Origin of the sequence: Vibrio sp. 16, from assembly GCF_963681195.1 — a bacterium.
In the GTDB taxonomy this organism is placed as follows: domain Bacteria; phylum Pseudomonadota; class Gammaproteobacteria; order Enterobacterales; family Vibrionaceae; genus Vibrio; species Vibrio sinaloensis_D.
Window position 1 is genome coordinate 65,644 of sequence record NZ_OY808997.1, and the last position, 17,223, is coordinate 82,866.

At 47.1% G+C, this 17,223-nt stretch carries 19 protein-coding genes; 16 read left to right on the plus strand and 3 right to left on the minus strand.

The genetic code is table 11. The features are described 5' to 3' along the window. Nucleotides 1–45: 45 nt before the first annotated feature. Nucleotides 46–783, minus strand: coding sequence for a helix-turn-helix domain-containing protein (locus U9J37_RS00305; protein WP_005471435.1), 738 nt, complete (start codon nt 781–783; stop codon nt 46–48). Between the two features lie 469 nt (nt 784–1,252). Here U9J37_RS00305 and U9J37_RS00310 point away from each other — a divergent pair, with 469 nt between their 5' ends. From U9J37_RS00310 to U9J37_RS00380, 15 genes are all read left to right on the plus strand, one after another. Then, the gene (locus U9J37_RS00310) at nt 1,253–1,417 is read left to right on the plus strand and encodes a Flp family type IVb pilin (RefSeq protein WP_005471504.1); all 165 of its coding nucleotides are present in this window, start codon (nt 1,253–1,255) and stop codon (nt 1,415–1,417) included. 121 nt (nt 1,418–1,538) lie between these two features. Continuing rightward, complete coding sequence (locus U9J37_RS00315) at nt 1,539–1,703, plus strand: Flp family type IVb pilin (RefSeq protein WP_179944629.1); 165 nt, start codon at nt 1,539–1,541, stop codon at nt 1,701–1,703. A gap of 22 nt (nt 1,704–1,725) precedes the next feature. After that, complete coding sequence (locus tag U9J37_RS00320) at nt 1,726–2,232, plus strand: A24 family peptidase (protein WP_005471580.1); 507 nt, start codon at nt 1,726–1,728, stop codon at nt 2,230–2,232. 25 nt (nt 2,233–2,257) lie between these two features. After that, on the plus strand, nt 2,258–3,604 hold the full coding sequence (locus U9J37_RS00325) for an ATP-binding protein (RefSeq protein ID WP_005471543.1): 1,347 nt from the start codon (nt 2,258–2,260) through the stop codon (nt 3,602–3,604). Then, entirely contained in the window at nt 3,601–4,344 is a 744-nt protein-coding gene (gene cpaB / locus U9J37_RS00330) for a Flp pilus assembly protein CpaB (protein ID WP_038189671.1), read from the plus strand. The genes U9J37_RS00325 and cpaB overlap by 4 nt, the downstream gene beginning before the upstream one ends. Nucleotides 4,345–4,352: 8 nt before the next feature. Then, a complete protein-coding gene (locus tag U9J37_RS00335; RefSeq protein ID WP_005471514.1) occupies nt 4,353–5,816 on the plus strand; it encodes a type II and III secretion system protein family protein in 1,464 nt (487 codons plus the stop codon). A gap of 8 nt (nt 5,817–5,824) precedes the next feature. After that, nucleotides 5,825–6,091: a hypothetical protein gene (locus U9J37_RS00340; RefSeq protein WP_005471443.1), complete on the plus strand. Its 267-nt coding sequence runs from the start codon at nt 5,825–5,827 to the stop codon at nt 6,089–6,091. A 16-nt stretch (nt 6,092–6,107) separates the two neighbouring features. Further along, complete coding sequence (locus U9J37_RS00345) at nt 6,108–7,325, plus strand: Tad domain-containing protein (protein ID WP_043886838.1); 1,218 nt, start codon at nt 6,108–6,110, stop codon at nt 7,323–7,325. Continuing rightward, complete coding sequence (locus U9J37_RS00350) at nt 7,322–7,753, plus strand: TadE/TadG family type IV pilus assembly protein (protein ID WP_039482788.1); 432 nt, start codon at nt 7,322–7,324, stop codon at nt 7,751–7,753. Before U9J37_RS00345 ends, U9J37_RS00350 begins: the two co-directional genes overlap by 4 nt. Continuing rightward, nucleotides 7,750–8,235, plus strand: coding sequence for a TadE/TadG family type IV pilus assembly protein (locus U9J37_RS00355; RefSeq protein WP_005471469.1), 486 nt, complete (start codon nt 7,750–7,752; stop codon nt 8,233–8,235). Before U9J37_RS00350 ends, U9J37_RS00355 begins: the two co-directional genes overlap by 4 nt. Before the next feature lie 9 nt (nt 8,236–8,244). Further along, on the plus strand, nt 8,245–9,471 hold the full coding sequence (locus U9J37_RS00360; RefSeq protein WP_005471481.1) for an AAA family ATPase: 1,227 nt from the start codon (nt 8,245–8,247) through the stop codon (nt 9,469–9,471). A gap of 26 nt (nt 9,472–9,497) precedes the next feature. After that, a complete protein-coding gene (locus U9J37_RS00365) occupies nt 9,498–10,967 on the plus strand; it encodes a TadA family conjugal transfer-associated ATPase (RefSeq protein ID WP_005471544.1) in 1,470 nt (489 codons plus the stop codon). Between the two features lie 12 nt (nt 10,968–10,979). Beyond that, complete coding sequence (locus U9J37_RS00370; RefSeq protein WP_005471463.1) at nt 10,980–11,948, plus strand: type II secretion system F family protein; 969 nt, start codon at nt 10,980–10,982, stop codon at nt 11,946–11,948. Nucleotide 11,949: 1 nt separating this feature from the next. Then, complete coding sequence (locus U9J37_RS00375) at nt 11,950–12,894, plus strand: type II secretion system F family protein (RefSeq protein ID WP_005471436.1); 945 nt, start codon at nt 11,950–11,952, stop codon at nt 12,892–12,894. Between the two features lie 2 nt (nt 12,895–12,896). After that, a complete protein-coding gene (locus U9J37_RS00380) occupies nt 12,897–13,907 on the plus strand; it encodes a tetratricopeptide repeat protein (RefSeq protein WP_005471492.1) in 1,011 nt (336 codons plus the stop codon). Between the two features lie 42 nt (nt 13,908–13,949). On the opposite strand, the gene chrA is transcribed toward U9J37_RS00380, so the two are convergent. Continuing rightward, nucleotides 13,950–15,095, minus strand: coding sequence for a chromate efflux transporter (gene chrA / locus U9J37_RS00385; protein ID WP_005471570.1), 1,146 nt, complete (start codon nt 15,093–15,095; stop codon nt 13,950–13,952). Between the two features lie 104 nt (nt 15,096–15,199). Here chrA and U9J37_RS00390 point away from each other — a divergent pair, with 104 nt between their 5' ends. Beyond that, complete coding sequence (locus U9J37_RS00390) at nt 15,200–16,108, plus strand: LysR family transcriptional regulator (RefSeq protein ID WP_005471487.1); 909 nt, start codon at nt 15,200–15,202, stop codon at nt 16,106–16,108. Here U9J37_RS00390 and U9J37_RS00395 read toward each other — a convergent pair. Next, nucleotides 16,105–17,187 (minus strand): phosphatase PAP2 family protein, encoded by a 1,083-nt coding sequence (locus U9J37_RS00395; RefSeq protein WP_157607825.1) that lies wholly within the window; start codon nt 17,185–17,187, stop codon nt 16,105–16,107. The genes U9J37_RS00390 and U9J37_RS00395 overlap by 4 nt on opposite strands. Nucleotides 17,188–17,223 lie beyond the last annotated feature (36 nt).

Below are 17,223 nucleotides of genomic sequence, written 5' to 3' on the forward strand. Positions count from 1 at the left end.
AGTGAAGCATTGCGATAAGAATATACCCAAGGTGTGACGCTGATATTAGTGTAGCTGACGGTACACTGCGGGACTTAACCCTGTTTTCTTTTTAAAGATACGCGAAAAGTACGAAACGTCATGGTAGCCACACTGAAAAGCGATGAACGAAATCTTCTCTTTCCTTTCTTTTACAAGCAATTGTTTTGCAAGATTAATTCTCTTCAGTACCAAGTAGTCTCGAAAGCTGACACCGATGTTTTTGTGAAAGAATTTTGAAAAGTAAGTCACTGAATAGTGGCAGTATTCTGCAATATCTTCCTCTCGAATGGTGCGTGATAGGTTCTTATCGATGTAGCGTAAGATTTCGATAAGATCTTTACTCACATTCTGCTTTTTGATCATTGAAGTCAGTTTATGAATTTCGAGTATTTCTTGGTGTTTAGTAAATTGATAGTGGATTTGTTGGCTGAGGTTTTTAGCCCATTGGTTTTCAAGGGAAGCTGAGACATCGTACGTTTTTATCACCACGTCAAGGGATGCGATCTCGTCACTTAAGGGGCCGTTGTGCAATACCACTAAGCTTTTGTCGAGGTTTTGGCATAGCTTGGCTGCTGTCACGAACAAGGCATCGAAAGAAGGTTGGTAGTGGAAAAAGCAAAAGTGAATGTTGGGCTCACTCAATACAGATACGTCGTAGCCGTAATCTTTTATATCAAAAAACTCGTCTAGATCGCGAAGAATGTCTTTGGGAATAAACGAGGTCGATTGACCAAGCCAGTAACCACTGTGGAGTACATTCAAATAAGTTAACCCTAATTTAGTTTTAATTTGTATACATAAGGTTAGGTTAGGCTTCTCTGAACCTCAACTTTTGTCTGAGTGCTCGTGGACTTGTTTTTGATATTACTGTTGATTGTTCGATTGATTTTTGGGAGTAAGATCTGTTTTTATTTGATTTTTAATCTTGTCAAGTATCAAAAGTGATACAGGTGTTCATCTCTATTTTATGTCAAACTTGCATTTTTTGTTCGGGAAGTATAATTCAAATTAATCAATCTCTTATGTGGTCTGTTGTAACATTTTCTTGTTTTTATAGCGCTTGGTAAGACTCAAATAAATGGCTTTAGGGTTCAAAATAAACAAAAGTGCTAGTTTTATCGTGGCAAAAAAGTACCAAAAATAGCTAAGAAAGTCCTAACTAGTAGCGATGGAAAACTCCTAACTTATAAGTAAGCAAGACGCAGGGTACTTGTTAGAAAGGAGACAAATTATGAGCAAGGTACTAAATAACATCAAAGCATTTCTAAAGGACGAAGAAGGTTTGACAGTGGTTGAATACGTAGTAGGCGCAGGCCTTCTAGTACTTGGCTTGTCCGGTATTTTCGGGGCATTCAGCTCAGTATTGGAAGCAGAACTTAATAGCGTGTTTAGCTAGTCGAACAGGCGTAATTTATACCCTTACAGAAAACAGGCATTATTCCCAATTCCTACTAATATAGTTGTATAGGTTTGATTCAACGAAAGAACCAAGCCTATGCAACAAGTAGGAGTTAACCATGTCACTACATCATAAAGCACGAAACTTTTTTTTAGATGAATCAGGCTTGACCGTCGTTGAATACGTGGTTGGGGCGAGCGTAATGTTAGTTGGACTTTCGGGTCTTTTTGCTGCTTTTAGAGACGTACTTTCCGAAGAGTTTGATTCGTTGTTCAGCGACTAAAATGAACATGAGGTAGGCTACTGTGGAGTATGTTATCTGGTTCATTCTGTTTATCGTAGCGGTCTCAGATGCTAAAGAGCATCGGATTCCTAATGCACTACTTCTTCTCACCTTAATCGCTTGTGTTGCAAGAATGATCGTTGAACCGGATCTCACGCCGAGCTGGAGTGCGGCTGCAACAGGGTTTGCGGTTATGTTCGCAGGATCTCTCATGCTCCATTTGCTGAGAGTGATGGCGCCGGGTGATGTTAAGTTGTTAGCGGTTATCGGTTTTTGGCTTGGTTGGGGGCAACTTTTTGATGCCACTCTATGGATTGCGGCGACCAGCATTATGGTCGGGCTCACTTACGCGTTGGTCCGTGTCGCAGGAAAAGAACACAAGATGAGAGAGCAACTCTCACGCTACAAATTATTGTTTGCATATGGCCGGGCAGGCACTAAGGCTTTAGAAGAGAATTCAACCGAAAAATTGAGAATGCCTTTCGCTCCCATAGTCGTAATCGGCGTGGCATTACATCACTACTTCTAGTGATGACGTAAACAAAGGAGTGTTTATGGTGCAATCAAACAATGCAGTGAAACACAGAGTCGAACTCACCCCTCAAGCAGACGCCCCTCCGGTGCCCACCTCTTTTGATGCTTTAAAAATCCCAAGAGCCGTCCTTGAAAACTTATTGCTTAAGCATCTCGCAGCTTATCCAAAATCTGACATATTAAAGCTAACCGAACTTATGTGCATCAATAGCCACATGATTGAGGATATGCTCGCCGATCTCAGGGCTAAATCACACGTCGAGGTGTTTCAAGCGCCGGCGTCGGGGTTTGGCTCTGTTTCGACCGGGAATGTGCGTTACGGCTTATCAGAAATGGGAATGCAAGAAGCGGATGATGCGTTTGCGAAAGATGCTTACCTAGGTCCGGCACCTGTCTCATTACCCGACTATGAAAGCATGGTAAAAGCTCAGGACGTTCGAGCACACATGGTGAACCGTCGAGATGTAAGTTTTGCGCTTTCCGAAGTATTGGGTGCAGAAAGAATGATTTCTGTACTAGGGCCTGCCATCAACTCTGGTCGTGCTTTGTTGTTGTATGGAGATGCGGGTACGGGTAAAACCTTCGTCGCAACGCGGCTTCTTAATGCTCTCAATACATCGGTCTACATTCCGTATGCGGTTTATGCTGCGGGTAACATCATTAAAGTGTTTTCACCTCAGCACCACAAAAAAGTGGCCAGCTCAGAAATTAAGTCCATCACATTTAAAGAGCAGTTTGACCGCCGTTGGGCGTTGTGTGAGCGCCCGAGTATTCAAGTGGGCGGCGAACTCACGATGGAAATGCTAGAGGTCAATCACTCTGAGCACAACCGAGTATGGATGGCTCCTCTGCAAATGATGGCCAATAACGGTATCTTCATCATTGACGATTTGGGCAGACAACCCATGCCAGTCGATACCTTGCTCAATCGCTGGATTGTGCCCATGGAGTATTTCTATGACTATCTCAACTTGCCGAACGGCCAGCAGATCACGATTCCCTTTATTTTAACTCTGGCTTTTTCTACGAACTTAGATCCGGAAAAGATCAGTGACCCCGCATTTTTGCGTCGCTTGGGCTACAAGATTCAATTTGGCCCACTACTAAAAGAAGAGTACCACTCACTTTGGGACACCTTCGCCCAGTCCAAAAACCTAACGGTGAGTGCAGAAAGTTATCAACAACTGTTCGATTTGCATAGTCAGCATAGCGTTGGTTTTTATCCTTGTATTCCAAAGGATATTGTCGGTATCAGCCGAGATATCATTGTTTTTGAAGAAGTAGAGCCAGTTATCTCCCCTGAAATAGTCACCCGCGCCTGGGAAGTGTATTTCACCGCTGACGGAAAAGGAGGAGGAGAACGATGAGCCGAAATCAAGTCATATTACTATTCTTGCTATCCATAGTGTTTGGCTTAGGAGCTGTGTTTTTTGCTAAGCAGTGGATGGATAGACAACTGCAACCCCAAACCGAGCTGGAGGTTGTTGAGCGCGAGCCAGTGATCATCGCCAGCCAGGAAATTCCAGCGGGCACGCCCATCGAAGAGCAGCACATCACCACCAAATTACTGGAAGTTGAGTGGCGAAACGAGGGGCAGTTTACCGATCAAAATGCCATTCTTGGGCAAGTTGTCGCGACCACCATATTCCCCGGTGAAGTCTTGCATCAAAACAGACTGACTGTTCCGGGAGAAGGGTCGACGCTGGCGTCATTAATTCCTGAAAACAAACGCGCAGTCACCATTCGCGTCAATGATGTGATTGGTGTGGCAGGCTTCCTATTGCCGGGAAACCGTGTCGATGTGCTCAATACTATTAAATACAGCGCGACCTCTGCCAATACGGTCACCGTACTTAAAGACATCAAAGTACTGGCGGTTGATCAAACGGCAAGAACCAAAGAAAACAAACCGATCATTGTTCGTGCGGTGACCCTTGAAGTCTCGCCAAAAGATGCGGAAAAGCTGTTAACCGCAAGGAGTAAAGGGGAGATTCAATTAACACTTCGAAACCCTCATGAAGAAGAAAAAGTGGTCAAAAAATACGTCGCACCAAGTGTCACGATTTTGAAAGGCACCGAGTCGAGCAATATCAGAGTCAGGGATTGAGGTGAGCTATGTTGAAACGGATTTTAGTTATTTTAGTCAGTCTAAGTTTTGCGTGGAGCGCCACGGCCGCCACTCAATCTGGAAAAATTGTCAAAGTACCCCATCACAAATCCACCCATGTCACATTGGCAGGGAAAGCAAAACGGGTCTCGCTTGGTGACCCTGAAGTGCTTGATATTGTGATGTTGAAATCGGATGAAGTGTTTCTGATTGGTAAGAAACTCGGCTCGACAAACTTGATGGCTTGGGACCGTCGAGGGCAGTTAATCGAATCGATCAATATTGAGGTGACCCACGATCTCAACAGCTTGAAAGCGAAGTTGTATGAGTTCTTGCCCAATGAAGAGATCAAGGTTCATAGCGCGCAGAATCGCCTGATTTTGAGTGGCCAGATTAGCAGCCAATCAGCAATGAATATTGCGTTGCGAGTGGCTGAAACCTACTCAGCAGGGCAAGAGGTCGACAAAGAAAACAAATCGCTCAGTGAACAAGTGCAAAAAACGGGCGTAATCAATTTGATGACCATCGGCGGCGCACAGCAAGTAATGCTTGAAGTCACGGTGGCGGAAGTGCAGCGCAGTTTAGTCAGAAAATTTGACTCTAACTTTCACTTCTTTGAGAGCAACGGAAGTTTCTCATGGGGCGGTACTTCGGCAGGGGCAATTATTGATGACGTTGGCGGCGGTATTGGGCCAATTTTCAATACGCCAGGCATCGACAGCACGGGCTTGCTAGGTACCTTTATTGATGGCGATACCTTATTCACGTTTGCTCTCGATATCGCTAAACAAAACGGCACAGCGAAAGTCTTGGCCGAGCCAAATCTCACCGCATTGAGCGGAGCGAAAGCTGAGTTTTTGGCGGGTGGTGAATTTCCAATTCCTGTGCCCGATGAAAACGGCATTACCATCGAGTACAAAGAATATGGTGTCGGACTCAAGTTTATTCCCACCGTGTTGAGCGATAAAAACATCAACCTCAATCTGGCGGTGGATGTCAGTGAGATTGCCAATACGTCCTCGTTAACTTTATCTCCTGGTGGCACCAACAGCACCTATGTGATTCCACCCATCACGCGTCGCAGCGCCTCATCTACTTTAGAGCTAGCGGATGGGCAAACCATCGGTATTGCGGGGCTACTGAGTGAAAACGTGCGCGATGTAGTGAGTGGTATGCCCGGGTTTAGTGATATTCCAGTCCTTGGCCAGATGTTTAACAGCCAAGAGTACATTTCCGGTGAAACTGAGCTGGTGATTTTAGTGACGCCAAGGTTGGCGAAGCCGATTGACCGAAATCGAGTGTCACTGCCAACCGACTCGTTCGTTGAGCCGAATGACTTTGAGTACTACTTACTCGGCCGCGGCGCTTATATCGCGCCCTCAAACCAATCTCGACCTCAAGATGTGCAAGACACCAACTTTGTGGATTACTCCAAAGGTGGCACCGAAGGCACGTTCGGGCACAGCTTATAGGGGGCAATATGGAAAACAAACGAATCATAGTCGCGCTGTTGTGTACACAAGCTCTACTGCTTGGCTGCGTCAACAACGCTGAGCGTTTAGGTCAGCATGTGGCGAAACTAAAAACAGAACAGGTCTACAACCCGAATGCTACAAGTGAAAATTTGGGGGTAGTGCCTGAAGGTAGTGGTGAACGAATGGAAGGTGCCTACCAAGTCTATACCGGTAAACAAGATACCGATTTGGGCGGCATTGACAGTCAATTCTTGGAAGGCTTTTCGAAGTAGCCTTAAGGACAACACTATGACAAAGGGTAATCAGCTTAAACAACGCGGCATGACGTTGGTTTTAGTCACCGCAGCCATGCTGGCTTTGATCGGCGTCGCGGCGCTCTCGATAGATGTGAACCACGCGATGTTGAACAAAACCCGACTGCAAAATAGTGTTGATGCCGCGGCACTGGCTGCTGCGATCGTGCTCGATAATGGCGGTAGCGAAGCCCAAGCCACCGCTGCCGCCAAAACGACATTGACCAATGTTGCCAATGCCACTGGCAATACAGAGATGGACTTCACATCGGCGCAAGTTGTGGTGCAGTTCTCTAACGATCCGGCCACGTTTCCATTTTCTGGTTTTGACCCAGACGAAGACAGCTACGCGCGAGTTGCGGTGAGCAACTTTGCGTTGAGTAACTTTTTCGCGCATGTGTTCAGTGTCGATAAAAACCTAGCATCAACGGCCGTTGCTGGGCCAAGTCCGAGTGTTATTGATAGTAATAACATTGTTCCAATGGCGGTTTGCGAAGGTGATTCTTCGGGAAGTGCAGGATATGTACCGGGCGATCTTTATGCGTTAAAAATTGCCGATCAAAAACTGGGTAGCATGGGATCTGGCAACTATCAATTACTCGATTTTGGTTCTGGGGCTAGCACGGTTAGGACGGCCCTTGCAGGTGATTATGCAATCTCTGTTGGGGTTGGCGATCAGGTAACAACGAAGCCCGGCAATACAATTGGTCCTGTTGGGCAGGGCTTGAATACTCGATTTGGCGTGTACAAAGGAGGCGGTCTTTCCTCTACTGACTATGCGCCGGACATTTACGTCAAAGAGCCTAATAAATCACCTTCAATCGATAGTAGCGGCAACATTACGTACTCAGATACAAGTGGGGCGGGTGGTCAACCATGGTCCTACTCAGATTACCTTGCAGCCCTTCCTGACTGTACAGGGGATAGTGATTGCAATATCGGTTCAGGGGGGCAACAAAATAGGCGAGTACTGATTGTCCCAATTGTTGATTGCTCGGGGGCTTCTGGGGGGACATCTTCTTTTACAGTCACTGCTCTTGGTTGTTTTTTCTTACTGCAGCAAGCGCCAACAAATAACAGCAGTAAAGATCCTGTCTATGGTGAGTTCATCGAAGATTGCTCTTCTCTAAGTGGAACGCCAGGTCAAGATTCAGATAATGACGGACCTTACCGAATTGTGTTGTATCGGGACCCACACGGAGAAGAATCATGAAAACTTGTCGTAAGCAGAAAGGGCTAGCGGCGGTAGAGATGATCATCACTATCCCCGTTTTGCTATTGATTTTAATGGCCATTACGGAAGTAGGAAACGCGTTTATCCGTTACAACACGCTCAATAAAATGGCTCAAAATGGTATTCGCTATGCCACCACAGAAATTACCGGCACCGCGAGCTATGACCAAATCGCGGATGTAAATGCGATTAAGAACATCGTTGTTTATGGCTCTTCAACCGTTGGTGATGGGGCTAAAGCCATGGTGGATGGGCTGACGACGTCCGATGTGAATGTGAATCACGCTGGTGGTTATGTGACGGTGACGATTAATCATACTTACACGCCCATGATGGGATCGTTTCGAAGTGGAATGAACTTCAGTTTCCCACTGAATGCCTCTGCGATGATGAGGACAGCGCCATGAAAAAGCAAAGCGGTGTGTCTGTGATTGAATTTACCATCATCTCAACAGCCTTGTTGCTGGTGATTTTCTCGGTGATCGAAGTCGGAAGGTATGTTTATTCCTTGCAGGTCATCAATGACATTACACGTGTCGCGGCCCGTTTAGCGGTTGTGTGTCGTGTTGAAGACAGAAATGACATTCCCGCATTGGCGATGCCTGATTACGCTCCGGGCGGGCTAACTACGGCCAATTTGGTCGTGGACTATCTTGATGACTCTGGGAGTGTGGTAACAGGAACTCTGACAGATGACGATGTGTTTTCTACAATTAGATATGTAAGGGCACGAGTAGTGAACTTTAGCTATCAATTCACAGGGTTATTGACCTTTGTGAACTTAACTGGGCTCTTACAAGTCCCCGAGTTTGAAACGATTCGACCGAGGGAAAACTTGGGGCACCATCGCTGGACGGACACAAGCGGTGACAACAGCACTGACTGCTAGGAGGAATGAATGGGCGAAGCTGTGCAAATTGCACCAGGGGGCAGTAGCCCTCCAATTCGACTAAAAACAAATTTAAGCGTTTGGGTGTTTTACTCGTCGGACGCCTTTCATTTGCACATTAGCCATGAGTTGTCGAAATGCCAGAGCATCAGCTACGAAATGATCTCATTTCATGGGCTGGTGATTGCCAATCTTGCTCAATTTACGCCGCCTGATCTTATTTTTGTGGAAACTGGCCCTAATTGGGCGCAGAAAATCGTCGAGCTGCAGCAATTTGAATCTCCTCATGAAACCAATGATGGTCATGAAGCGTCATTGATTGTGTTTGGTAACGAGCATGATAGTGGAGCGCTTAAGATCGCCCTACGCATTGGGGCGGCAGATTTTGTTTCGGACAAAGCTGAAATTCAAGAGCTTGCTCCTCTGCTAAACAACATGGCAGAAGAGAAAGTCGCGAACCGAAACCTTGGTGAATTGCTGGTATTTATGAACTCCAAAGGCGGGTGTGGCGCCTCTATGTTAGCGCTCAACACTGCGATCAAGATGGCGCAATCTCACCCAGATCAAGTGATGTTGCTTGATCTCGATATTCAGTTTGGGGTGATTAATGATTATCTAAACATCCAACCGACGTACAGCCTAGTGGATGCGCTGGCAAACGTTTCTGACTTGGATGAAGTGTCATTAGGGAGCTTAGTGACCAAGCATGCCTCAGGTTTGCATATCCTCGCCTTTAAACGCGAGAACAGCCATGAAAACCATGAAAAAGCGATTTATCTCAATAAGCTGCTGCCGTTTCTGCGAGAGCAGTATCCGTACGTGATTGTTGATTTATCGCGAGGATTGGATCGCATGTTCGCTCCGGTTATCTCGCCTGCAACTAAGCTATACATGGTGACGCAGCAAAGCCTCGTTTCGATTAAAAGCTGTAATCAAATCATCAAAACCTTGTCGTTTGAGTTTGGCATTAATCGCGATCAGGTTGAGATCATCGTCAATCGCTACGAGAAACGTCAGTCAATCAAACTTAAAGATATCAAAGAAGCCGTGGGAGATGTGGCGGTTCATACCGTTCCCAATGATTTCAAAGTCGCGCTCGAAAGTGCCAATTTAGGGCGTCCGTTTGTGGAATCGCGCAAAGGCAGTGCTCTCTCTAAATCGGTCGGTAAATTTGCAACCGCGCTGCTACCAGAAAAGAAAAAGAAACAAAGCTGGCTAAGTAAGCTTTTCTCCTAGCTAGGTGAACTGATAGGGATATTGCTATGTTTTTTAAACGAAAAAATATCAATCCTGAGCTGCAAAAAAAGGTGATGGAGGCGGATAAGCATCAACAGCACGCCGAAGAAAGTGGTCAATCTGACGCCAAATCTTCTGGTGAAGAGTCTGCTAGCTTGTTGAAAGAGCAGAAGAAAAAAGAACAGGCAGCCAACGACAAAGCGGTGGGGGACGCCAGAAAGCAGCTTGAGCAAGAACAAGAAGTGAAGCACTACTACCATCAGCGCTTGTTAGAAACTCTCGACTTAGGACTTTTGGCGAGCTTAGAGCCCGAAAGAGCCAAAAATGATCTCCACGATGCCATTGTCCAGTTGATGGCAGACGACCAAACGCACGCCTTGAGCGCGGAAGGGCGCAAGCGGGTGATACAACAAATCGAAGACGAAGTGTTTGGTCTTGGGCCATTAGAGCCTCTGCTGCACGATGCAACCGTCTCGGATATTTTGGTCAATGGTCCAAAGCATGTGTTTGTGGAGCGACGCGGTAAGTTGCAGCAAACGCCCTACACCTTTCTTGATGAGCGCCATTTAAGAAATATCATTGACCGAATTGTGAGTCAGGTGGGCCGACGTATTGATGAGGCGTCCCCGATGGTGGATGCGCGTTTGGCAGACGGTTCACGTGTTAACGCAATTATTCCACCACTTGCGCTTGATGGCTCCTCGGTGTCGATTCGTCGATTCGCGGTCGAAAAGCTCAATATGGACAACTTACTTGCCTTTAATTCACTCTCTCCGCAGATGGCTCAATTTGTTGAAGCGGCAGTGCAAGGGGCGCTCAACGTTTTGATTTCTGGTGGTACTGGTTCAGGCAAAACCACCACACTGAATATCTTCTCCAACTTTATTCCTCACGATGATCGTATTGTCACCATTGAAGACTCGGCGGAGCTGCAACTGCAACAAACCCACGTCGTTCGCTTGGAAACCCGCCCTGCTAACTTGGAAGGGAAAGGGGAAATTACTCAGCGAGATCTGGTGAAAAACTCACTGCGGATGCGCCCTGATCGCATCGTTCTTGGGGAGGTGCGTGGTGCCGAGGCGGTCGATATGTTGGCGGCAATGAACACAGGTCACGATGGCTCACTTGCCACCATTCACGCCAACACTCCCCGAGATGCACTGTCGAGGGTTGAGAACATGTTTGCCATGGCGGGGTGGAACATGAGTGCTAAAAATCTCCGCTCGCAAATTGCTTCGGCGATTCACCTTGTAGTGCAAATGGAGCGCCAAGAGGATGGTAAGCGTCGTATGGTGAGTATTTGTGAAATCAACGGCATGGAAGGGGAAATCATCACCATGTCGGAAATCTTTAAGTTCCACCGCCAAGGGATGGACGAAGAAGGGAATGTGCTGGGTTACTACACGGCAACGGGGGTAGTCCCACAATGTCACGACCAATTGTCTAAAAAAGGTCTGCACCTTCCTTTCGATATATTTAACGAATCTTATTCGTAGAAGGGGGATGTCATGCAACAGGATGCGACGCTTTTCTATATTTTACTTTTTTTCGCTGTGGTGTTTATTTCACAAGCGCTGATTTTGCCTGCGGCGGGTAGCAAGGCGAAGCACAAGCAACTGTCGCAACGACTGAAAGAATCTCAAGCCAAACTCGATGAAGAGGCTCGTTCACTTCTTCAAGAGCACTACATGAAAAGTCTGACACCGATGGATAGGCGTTTGGTGAAAGTGCCTCTCTTCTCTTCGCTAAAGAAAACCATCGAGCTTTCAGGTTACGACTGGAGTCTTGGTCAAACGCTGGCGGTGACGCTGATTTTATCTGTGTGTGCTTTTCTTATTGTGCTGCTGTTAGGGCAACCTTTCTATATCGGATTAGCCGCGTCGGTGGGGATTTGGTTCATTCTGTACTTTTGGCTCAATAAGCGCATTTCTGATCGTTTAGCGAGTTTTGAAGAGCAATTGCCTGAGGCGCTGGACATTATGCGTCGTATGCTTCAAGCCGGACAACCCGTCACGCAGGCGTTCAATGAGGTTGGCAATGAGATGCCCGATCCCATCGGCACCGAGTTTAAAAACACCTTTAACTTGCTCAACTTCGGTTATGACATGCGCATGGCCATCATGCAAATGGCAGAGCGTACCCCAACGGTATCAATGTTAGCGTTTTCCAGTGCTGTGCTGCTGCAAAAAGAGACGGGGGGGAACCTGTCTGAGAACTTAGAGAAAGTGAGTAAAGTTCTACGATCAAGATTTAAATTGCAGCGAAAAATCAAAACTTTGTCTGCAGAGAGCCGCTTATCTGCGTGGATCTTGGTATTGTCGCCGTTTCTACTGTTTCTGTTTCTCACCTTTATTAATCCCAGCTACGTTGAGCCGCTCTATACCGATCCAAGAGGGATGACGCTCGTAAGTGGGGGTATTATCAGTCTGTTTATTGGCTCGATATGGATCCGAAACATCATCAACTTCGAGGTGTAATATGGAGACCTTATTGCAGTTCTTAGACAGCTTTCAAATCAATGAGCAGACATTCTTTCTCAGTGTCATTTTGATTGCGACCGTGTTGGTGATGTTTACTCTGTTTTTGGTGGTGTTGGGGACGCGGGCGCCTATGAAGGTTCGACTCGAAGAGCTGAAGAAAACAGCGCCCGGAGAAAAACTCAAAAAAGGCCGCCGGCTTGGCAATACCCTTGATTCGATTGCGCCGACGTTAACGCCGTCAAACTCAAAAGAGAGCCAGAGTTTGCGTCAACAATTGATGCATGCTGGCTACCATGATGCCAATGCTCTCACCGTATTTTACGCCATTAAAGGGATGGCTATTTTGGTTGGCGTTGGTATTGCAGCAATGCTCTACTTCTTTGTCCCTGATATGTCGAATCTTAAGTTGGCGATGGTCGCCAGTGTTGCGGTGGGGCTTTACACGCCCAATATCGGTTTGAACTATTTTGTGAATAAACGTCAGTCTCGAATTCGTGGCGGTGTGCCAGATGCGCTCGATCTTTTGGTGGTGTGTACCGAATCGGGGTTAGGCTTTAGTGCCGCGCTGCGCCGAGTCGCTGATGAGTTGATGATCTCTCACCCCGACTTTGCTGACGAACTGGATACCGTGTGCGTAAAAATTAAAGCAGGGGTAGAGATGTCGGATGCGTTCGATGATTTGGTGGAACGAACCGGTATCAAGGAGCTTGCTGGGTTGGTGACCATGTTGTCCCATGCATCGCGAATTGGTGGCAGTTTATCTCAAACTCTGCGTGAGTATACGGAAGATTTCCGCGACAAGCGCAACCAAGAGATCGAAGAGATTGCTGCGAAAATTCCGACCAAAATGATCTTTCCATTGCTGTTATTTATTTGGCCGTGCTTCTTTATTGTGGCGATCGGGCCATCAATGCTTTCCATTACCTCGACGCTGGGGAACTAACTATGAACAAACAACAACTCGCCGTCTGGTTATTGCCGCTTTCATTGCTGGTGGGCTGCGCCACAAGTGATGACAATACCTTTGATGCCTCTCTTTATGATGGTAAACCCATCGATACCCTCTCCCTAGAAGAGCCACCCAAGACGGAAAAAGAGGCCATCACGCGGGGCGATATCGCATTGAGTCAAGGCAATGTCGACCTTGCTCTTTATGAGTACATACGCTCGCTCTCGTTTGAAAATGGTCAATACCAAGATCGCTCTTTGTACAATATTGGCCGTATTCACCAAAGCCGTAGCAACTTAGCATTGGCCGAGCGAGCTTACACCTTGTCGGTTGACCGCAACCCAAACAACATTCAATCCCTAGAACAGCTGGGCATTCTTTACAGTCGTTCTGGGGATCCCAAGCAGGGGGAAAGCTACTTTTTGAAAGCGATCAACGCCGATCAACTTCGTTTTGGCAGCAAGAAGCCATTGTCCGATCAAGATTTGCTGACCGTCGAAGCCATAGCTGCGCTCAAAACGGACGTCAGTTCACCAGACTATGCGTACATGGGGATGGGCGTTCTAGCAGATCTTGAGGCAAAACATGAGCAAGCTCAGGCCTACTATCAGCATGCTTTACGTATTAAGCCAGATTCGGTTAAAACGCTGACGAACAGCGGCTACTCATACTACATGTCTGGGGACTACCTTCAGGCTCAGAGACTCAGCTTGCAGGCGCTGGATCAAGATCCAAACGATGAAAAGGCACTCAATAACCTTGCGCTTATCTACTTGGGAAAAGGTGAAATAAACCGCGCACTGAATGTGTTTACACGTCATATGGAGAAGCCGGAAGCGCTGAATAACGTTGGTTACTTCTTGATATTGCAAGGCAAGCCAGACAAGGCAATCCCGTACCTTCAACAGGCGATAGACAGTAAGCCTACCTATTACAAAGTTGCCAATGAGAACCTAGAGCGCGCGCTGGCTTTGGTCAGAGAAGAAGAAAGTCAATCGGAGCAGTGAGAATCAACAAGGAGAGCCTCGGCTCTCCTTCGAGTTTGTCGCTTAGACGATGTAACCGGATACAAGCCCAGCGGTCATAAAGAAGGCGACCATCCAGACAATCGGTAGCGATAACTGTTTAAGCAGATAGAAGCCAACTAGCACCAGCGATAGGTCGATAGGGCTTAATACCGCGCTAGTAAATACGGGCTCGTAGAGTGCCGCCAACAGTAAGCCGACAACAGAGGCGTTCACGCCATTAACCGCGCCAGAGACTTTGCTGTTTTGTGCCAGCGATTGCCAGTTTTTCAACACGCCCAGTAGCAGCAAGAACCCCGGCAAGAAAACCCCAAGCGTGGCAATCAGCGCCCCAGAGATTGGCGCTTGTGGCATCAACTCATAGCCAATGTAGGTGGCAAAGGTAAACATGGGCCCAGGAACAGCTTGTGCGGCTGCATACCCGGTTAAGAAGGCATCTTGAGTCAGTTGATCGCCAACAATGTTCTGCAAAAGAGGAAGAACCACATGACCACCACCAAACACCAAGCTCCCCGCTTGGAAAAAGTCATTAAATAGACCAAGCGCAGGTATCACGTTGGCGGCAACAGGTAAGCCGACGAGTAGCACGACGAACAGTACCAAAGGCAGCACTGAGGGTTCAAACGAGGTTGGTTCGCTTGGTGATTGCACGCCCAAAAAGCGCATTCCGATGAGACCGGCAAGTATGAGCACCAACATCTGTGTGGCAATTCCGGGGAACACCAAGAGCGCAATAGCCGTCGCTAAACACAAAGCGACAGAAAGCTTGCCTTTGCAGAAATTTTTGTACATGCCCCAAGTGGCATCTGCAACCACGACGACCGCGAGTAGCTTGAGCCCATGAACAATGTTTTGAAACGCGCTTGTTTCAGTCAGTTGGCTACTTAACACCGCCAAAACCAACATGATCAGCACAGATGGCAAGGTAAAACCAAGAAACGCCATACAGGCGCCGCCCAATCCATCACGCTTATAACCGAGCGCAAAACCGACTTGGCTTGACCCTGGGCCAGGCAAGAACTGGCTCAAGGCGACGATCTGGCCATACTCTTTGTCATCTAGCCATTTGAGTTTCTCAACAAAGGTATTTCGGAAGTAGCCGATATGAGCCGCGGGGCCACCAAAGCTAATCCAGCCTAACCAGAAAAAGGTCTTAAAAATCGACAGCATGACAAATACTCGTTGGGTAAATAGTGCCGATAATGTACAAAATCGACTAAAATGACTCAAATTGATAGTTTTAATAGAGATTATGAATCAAACAGGATGAGGCGGTGAAAGAGTTTAACTGGAAAGAGGTCGATCTCAATTTGCTGGTGGCGTTTCAAGCGGTGTACCAAACCAAAAGTGTCAGTTTAGCTGCTGAGCAATGCTTTGTGAGCCAGTCTGCAATGAGCCATACCTTGCAAAGGATGCGTGGGCTGTTTGAGGATCCTCTATTTGAACGCGTCGGGATTCGAATGGAGCCGACACTTCGGGCTCATGAGGTCGCCCCTTTGATCGATAAGCTGCTCGCCAGCATCAAAAACGATCTACTCAGTAAAAAGCATTTTTCTGCGCAAGACTACCAAGGAGCGTGGCGTATCGGGTTGACGGATTACGCAGAGCAACTCTTTGCCCCACAACTTTACGATGCGCTCAAAGCGGTGTCGCCTCAATCTCAGGTCAGTTTTTACAACGTTAATCGCAGCAATTATCTTGATATCGCGGACAGTGAAGAGCTGGATGTAGTCATCGGCAGTATTGAAAATCTCAATCGCCGTTTTCTGTCCCAGCATCTTTATACTGAGCAGCACTTGTGTATGTATGACCCACAGAGCGTTGATGTCGATTTGCCTTTGACGCTGGAGCGGTTTGTCTCACTTGAGCACGCATTGGTGAGTCCAGATGGCAGCTTGCACACCCAAGTTGATAAGCGCTTAACCAAACTCGGTTATGAGCGGCGAGTCGGTGTCGCATCGCGTCACTTCCTTACCATACGTCGTTTATTGCTTGGTCGAGAGCTGGTTTGTATTGTGCCCAAGCGTTTTGCTGAAATGGAAAGCGTGAGTCACGGTTTGATGGCCACTCTTCCTCCCATTGACGTGCCTGATTTTGATATACGTTTGATTTACTTAAAAGCCAACCAGTACGAAGAGAAGAACATCTGTATTCGTAATGTGGTGAGCGAAGTTGTGAATTAATGTTCGGGGTGCAGCTTGCGTACAATAAGACCATTTAGCTTCCAAAGTAGTAGCGTTAAGAACGTGCTTAAGTACCCGTCAATAGCGTAGTGCCACGCGAGGTGCACCGAGCCAATTTGAATCGCGACCATATATCCCCACATCAGATACCCGAGTCGCTTGTTCAATCGATAAGCGCCCAATGCCATCAACACGGCGATGGAGACATGCATGCTAGGCATTGCCGAGATCCCCGTGCCAATGCCGCTTTCTCTGCCTAGGTATTTTAACCACAGCAGATCTTGAACATCGAGCGCCCACAGCGGGGGGAACCCCAGTTTCTCTAATGCTAGGCTTTGGGTAGTAAGCCTGTCCATTAATGGCAGATATTGGGTTTGATTGACGTCTACCAAGTGGGCGTAACAAGGCCCTGCGGACGACATTAGAGTTGCGGTCACTCCGCCAATCACCAGCCAGCTAGCCATAAAGGTAATCAAATACTGATTACGCAAAATGGCCATATCTCGGCGGACAATAAAGAATAAGACGCTGCCCCACATCAATAAAAACCACAGATTGTAGAGAAAGTTGATCACAAAAGAGCTGTAGATGGAAGAGAACCATTGATGGGTGAGACGCCAAGGATCATTGCCAAAGTGGAGCCATTGATCGAGCTGATAGAAGAGCAAATCATATTGAAATGGGTTGATATCCGGAATGATCGATTTGAGATAGGTGTAGCAAGAAAACGTCAAGTTGAGCGATAAGACCAACAAAACAAAACTGATCGGTTTAGCGATGGGGTGGAAGAAGCCAGTAATGGTTTTTAAATAGACCAACAAAGGGTGAGGCGTTTTGTGATAGGCCAAGTAGAGGTAATAGCCCGAGCTCCAAGCAAGAAACGTAATGTAGCAAATGGTAAAGAGTGCCCGCAGGTAGGTTGTGAGGTCATACTTGAGTTGTGACTGCTCAACAAACCATTGTGAGGCGAGATAAAGCAAAGCGCTCGTCACGATCACATAGCCATACAAAAGCCTGTCATCAAAGATATCTTGCTTTACTCGTTGCCACTGCGTTGGTGAGGCGCTTGGGGTATCCATAGCCAGTTTGGTCTTCTCCATACTTTTTAAAAGTGT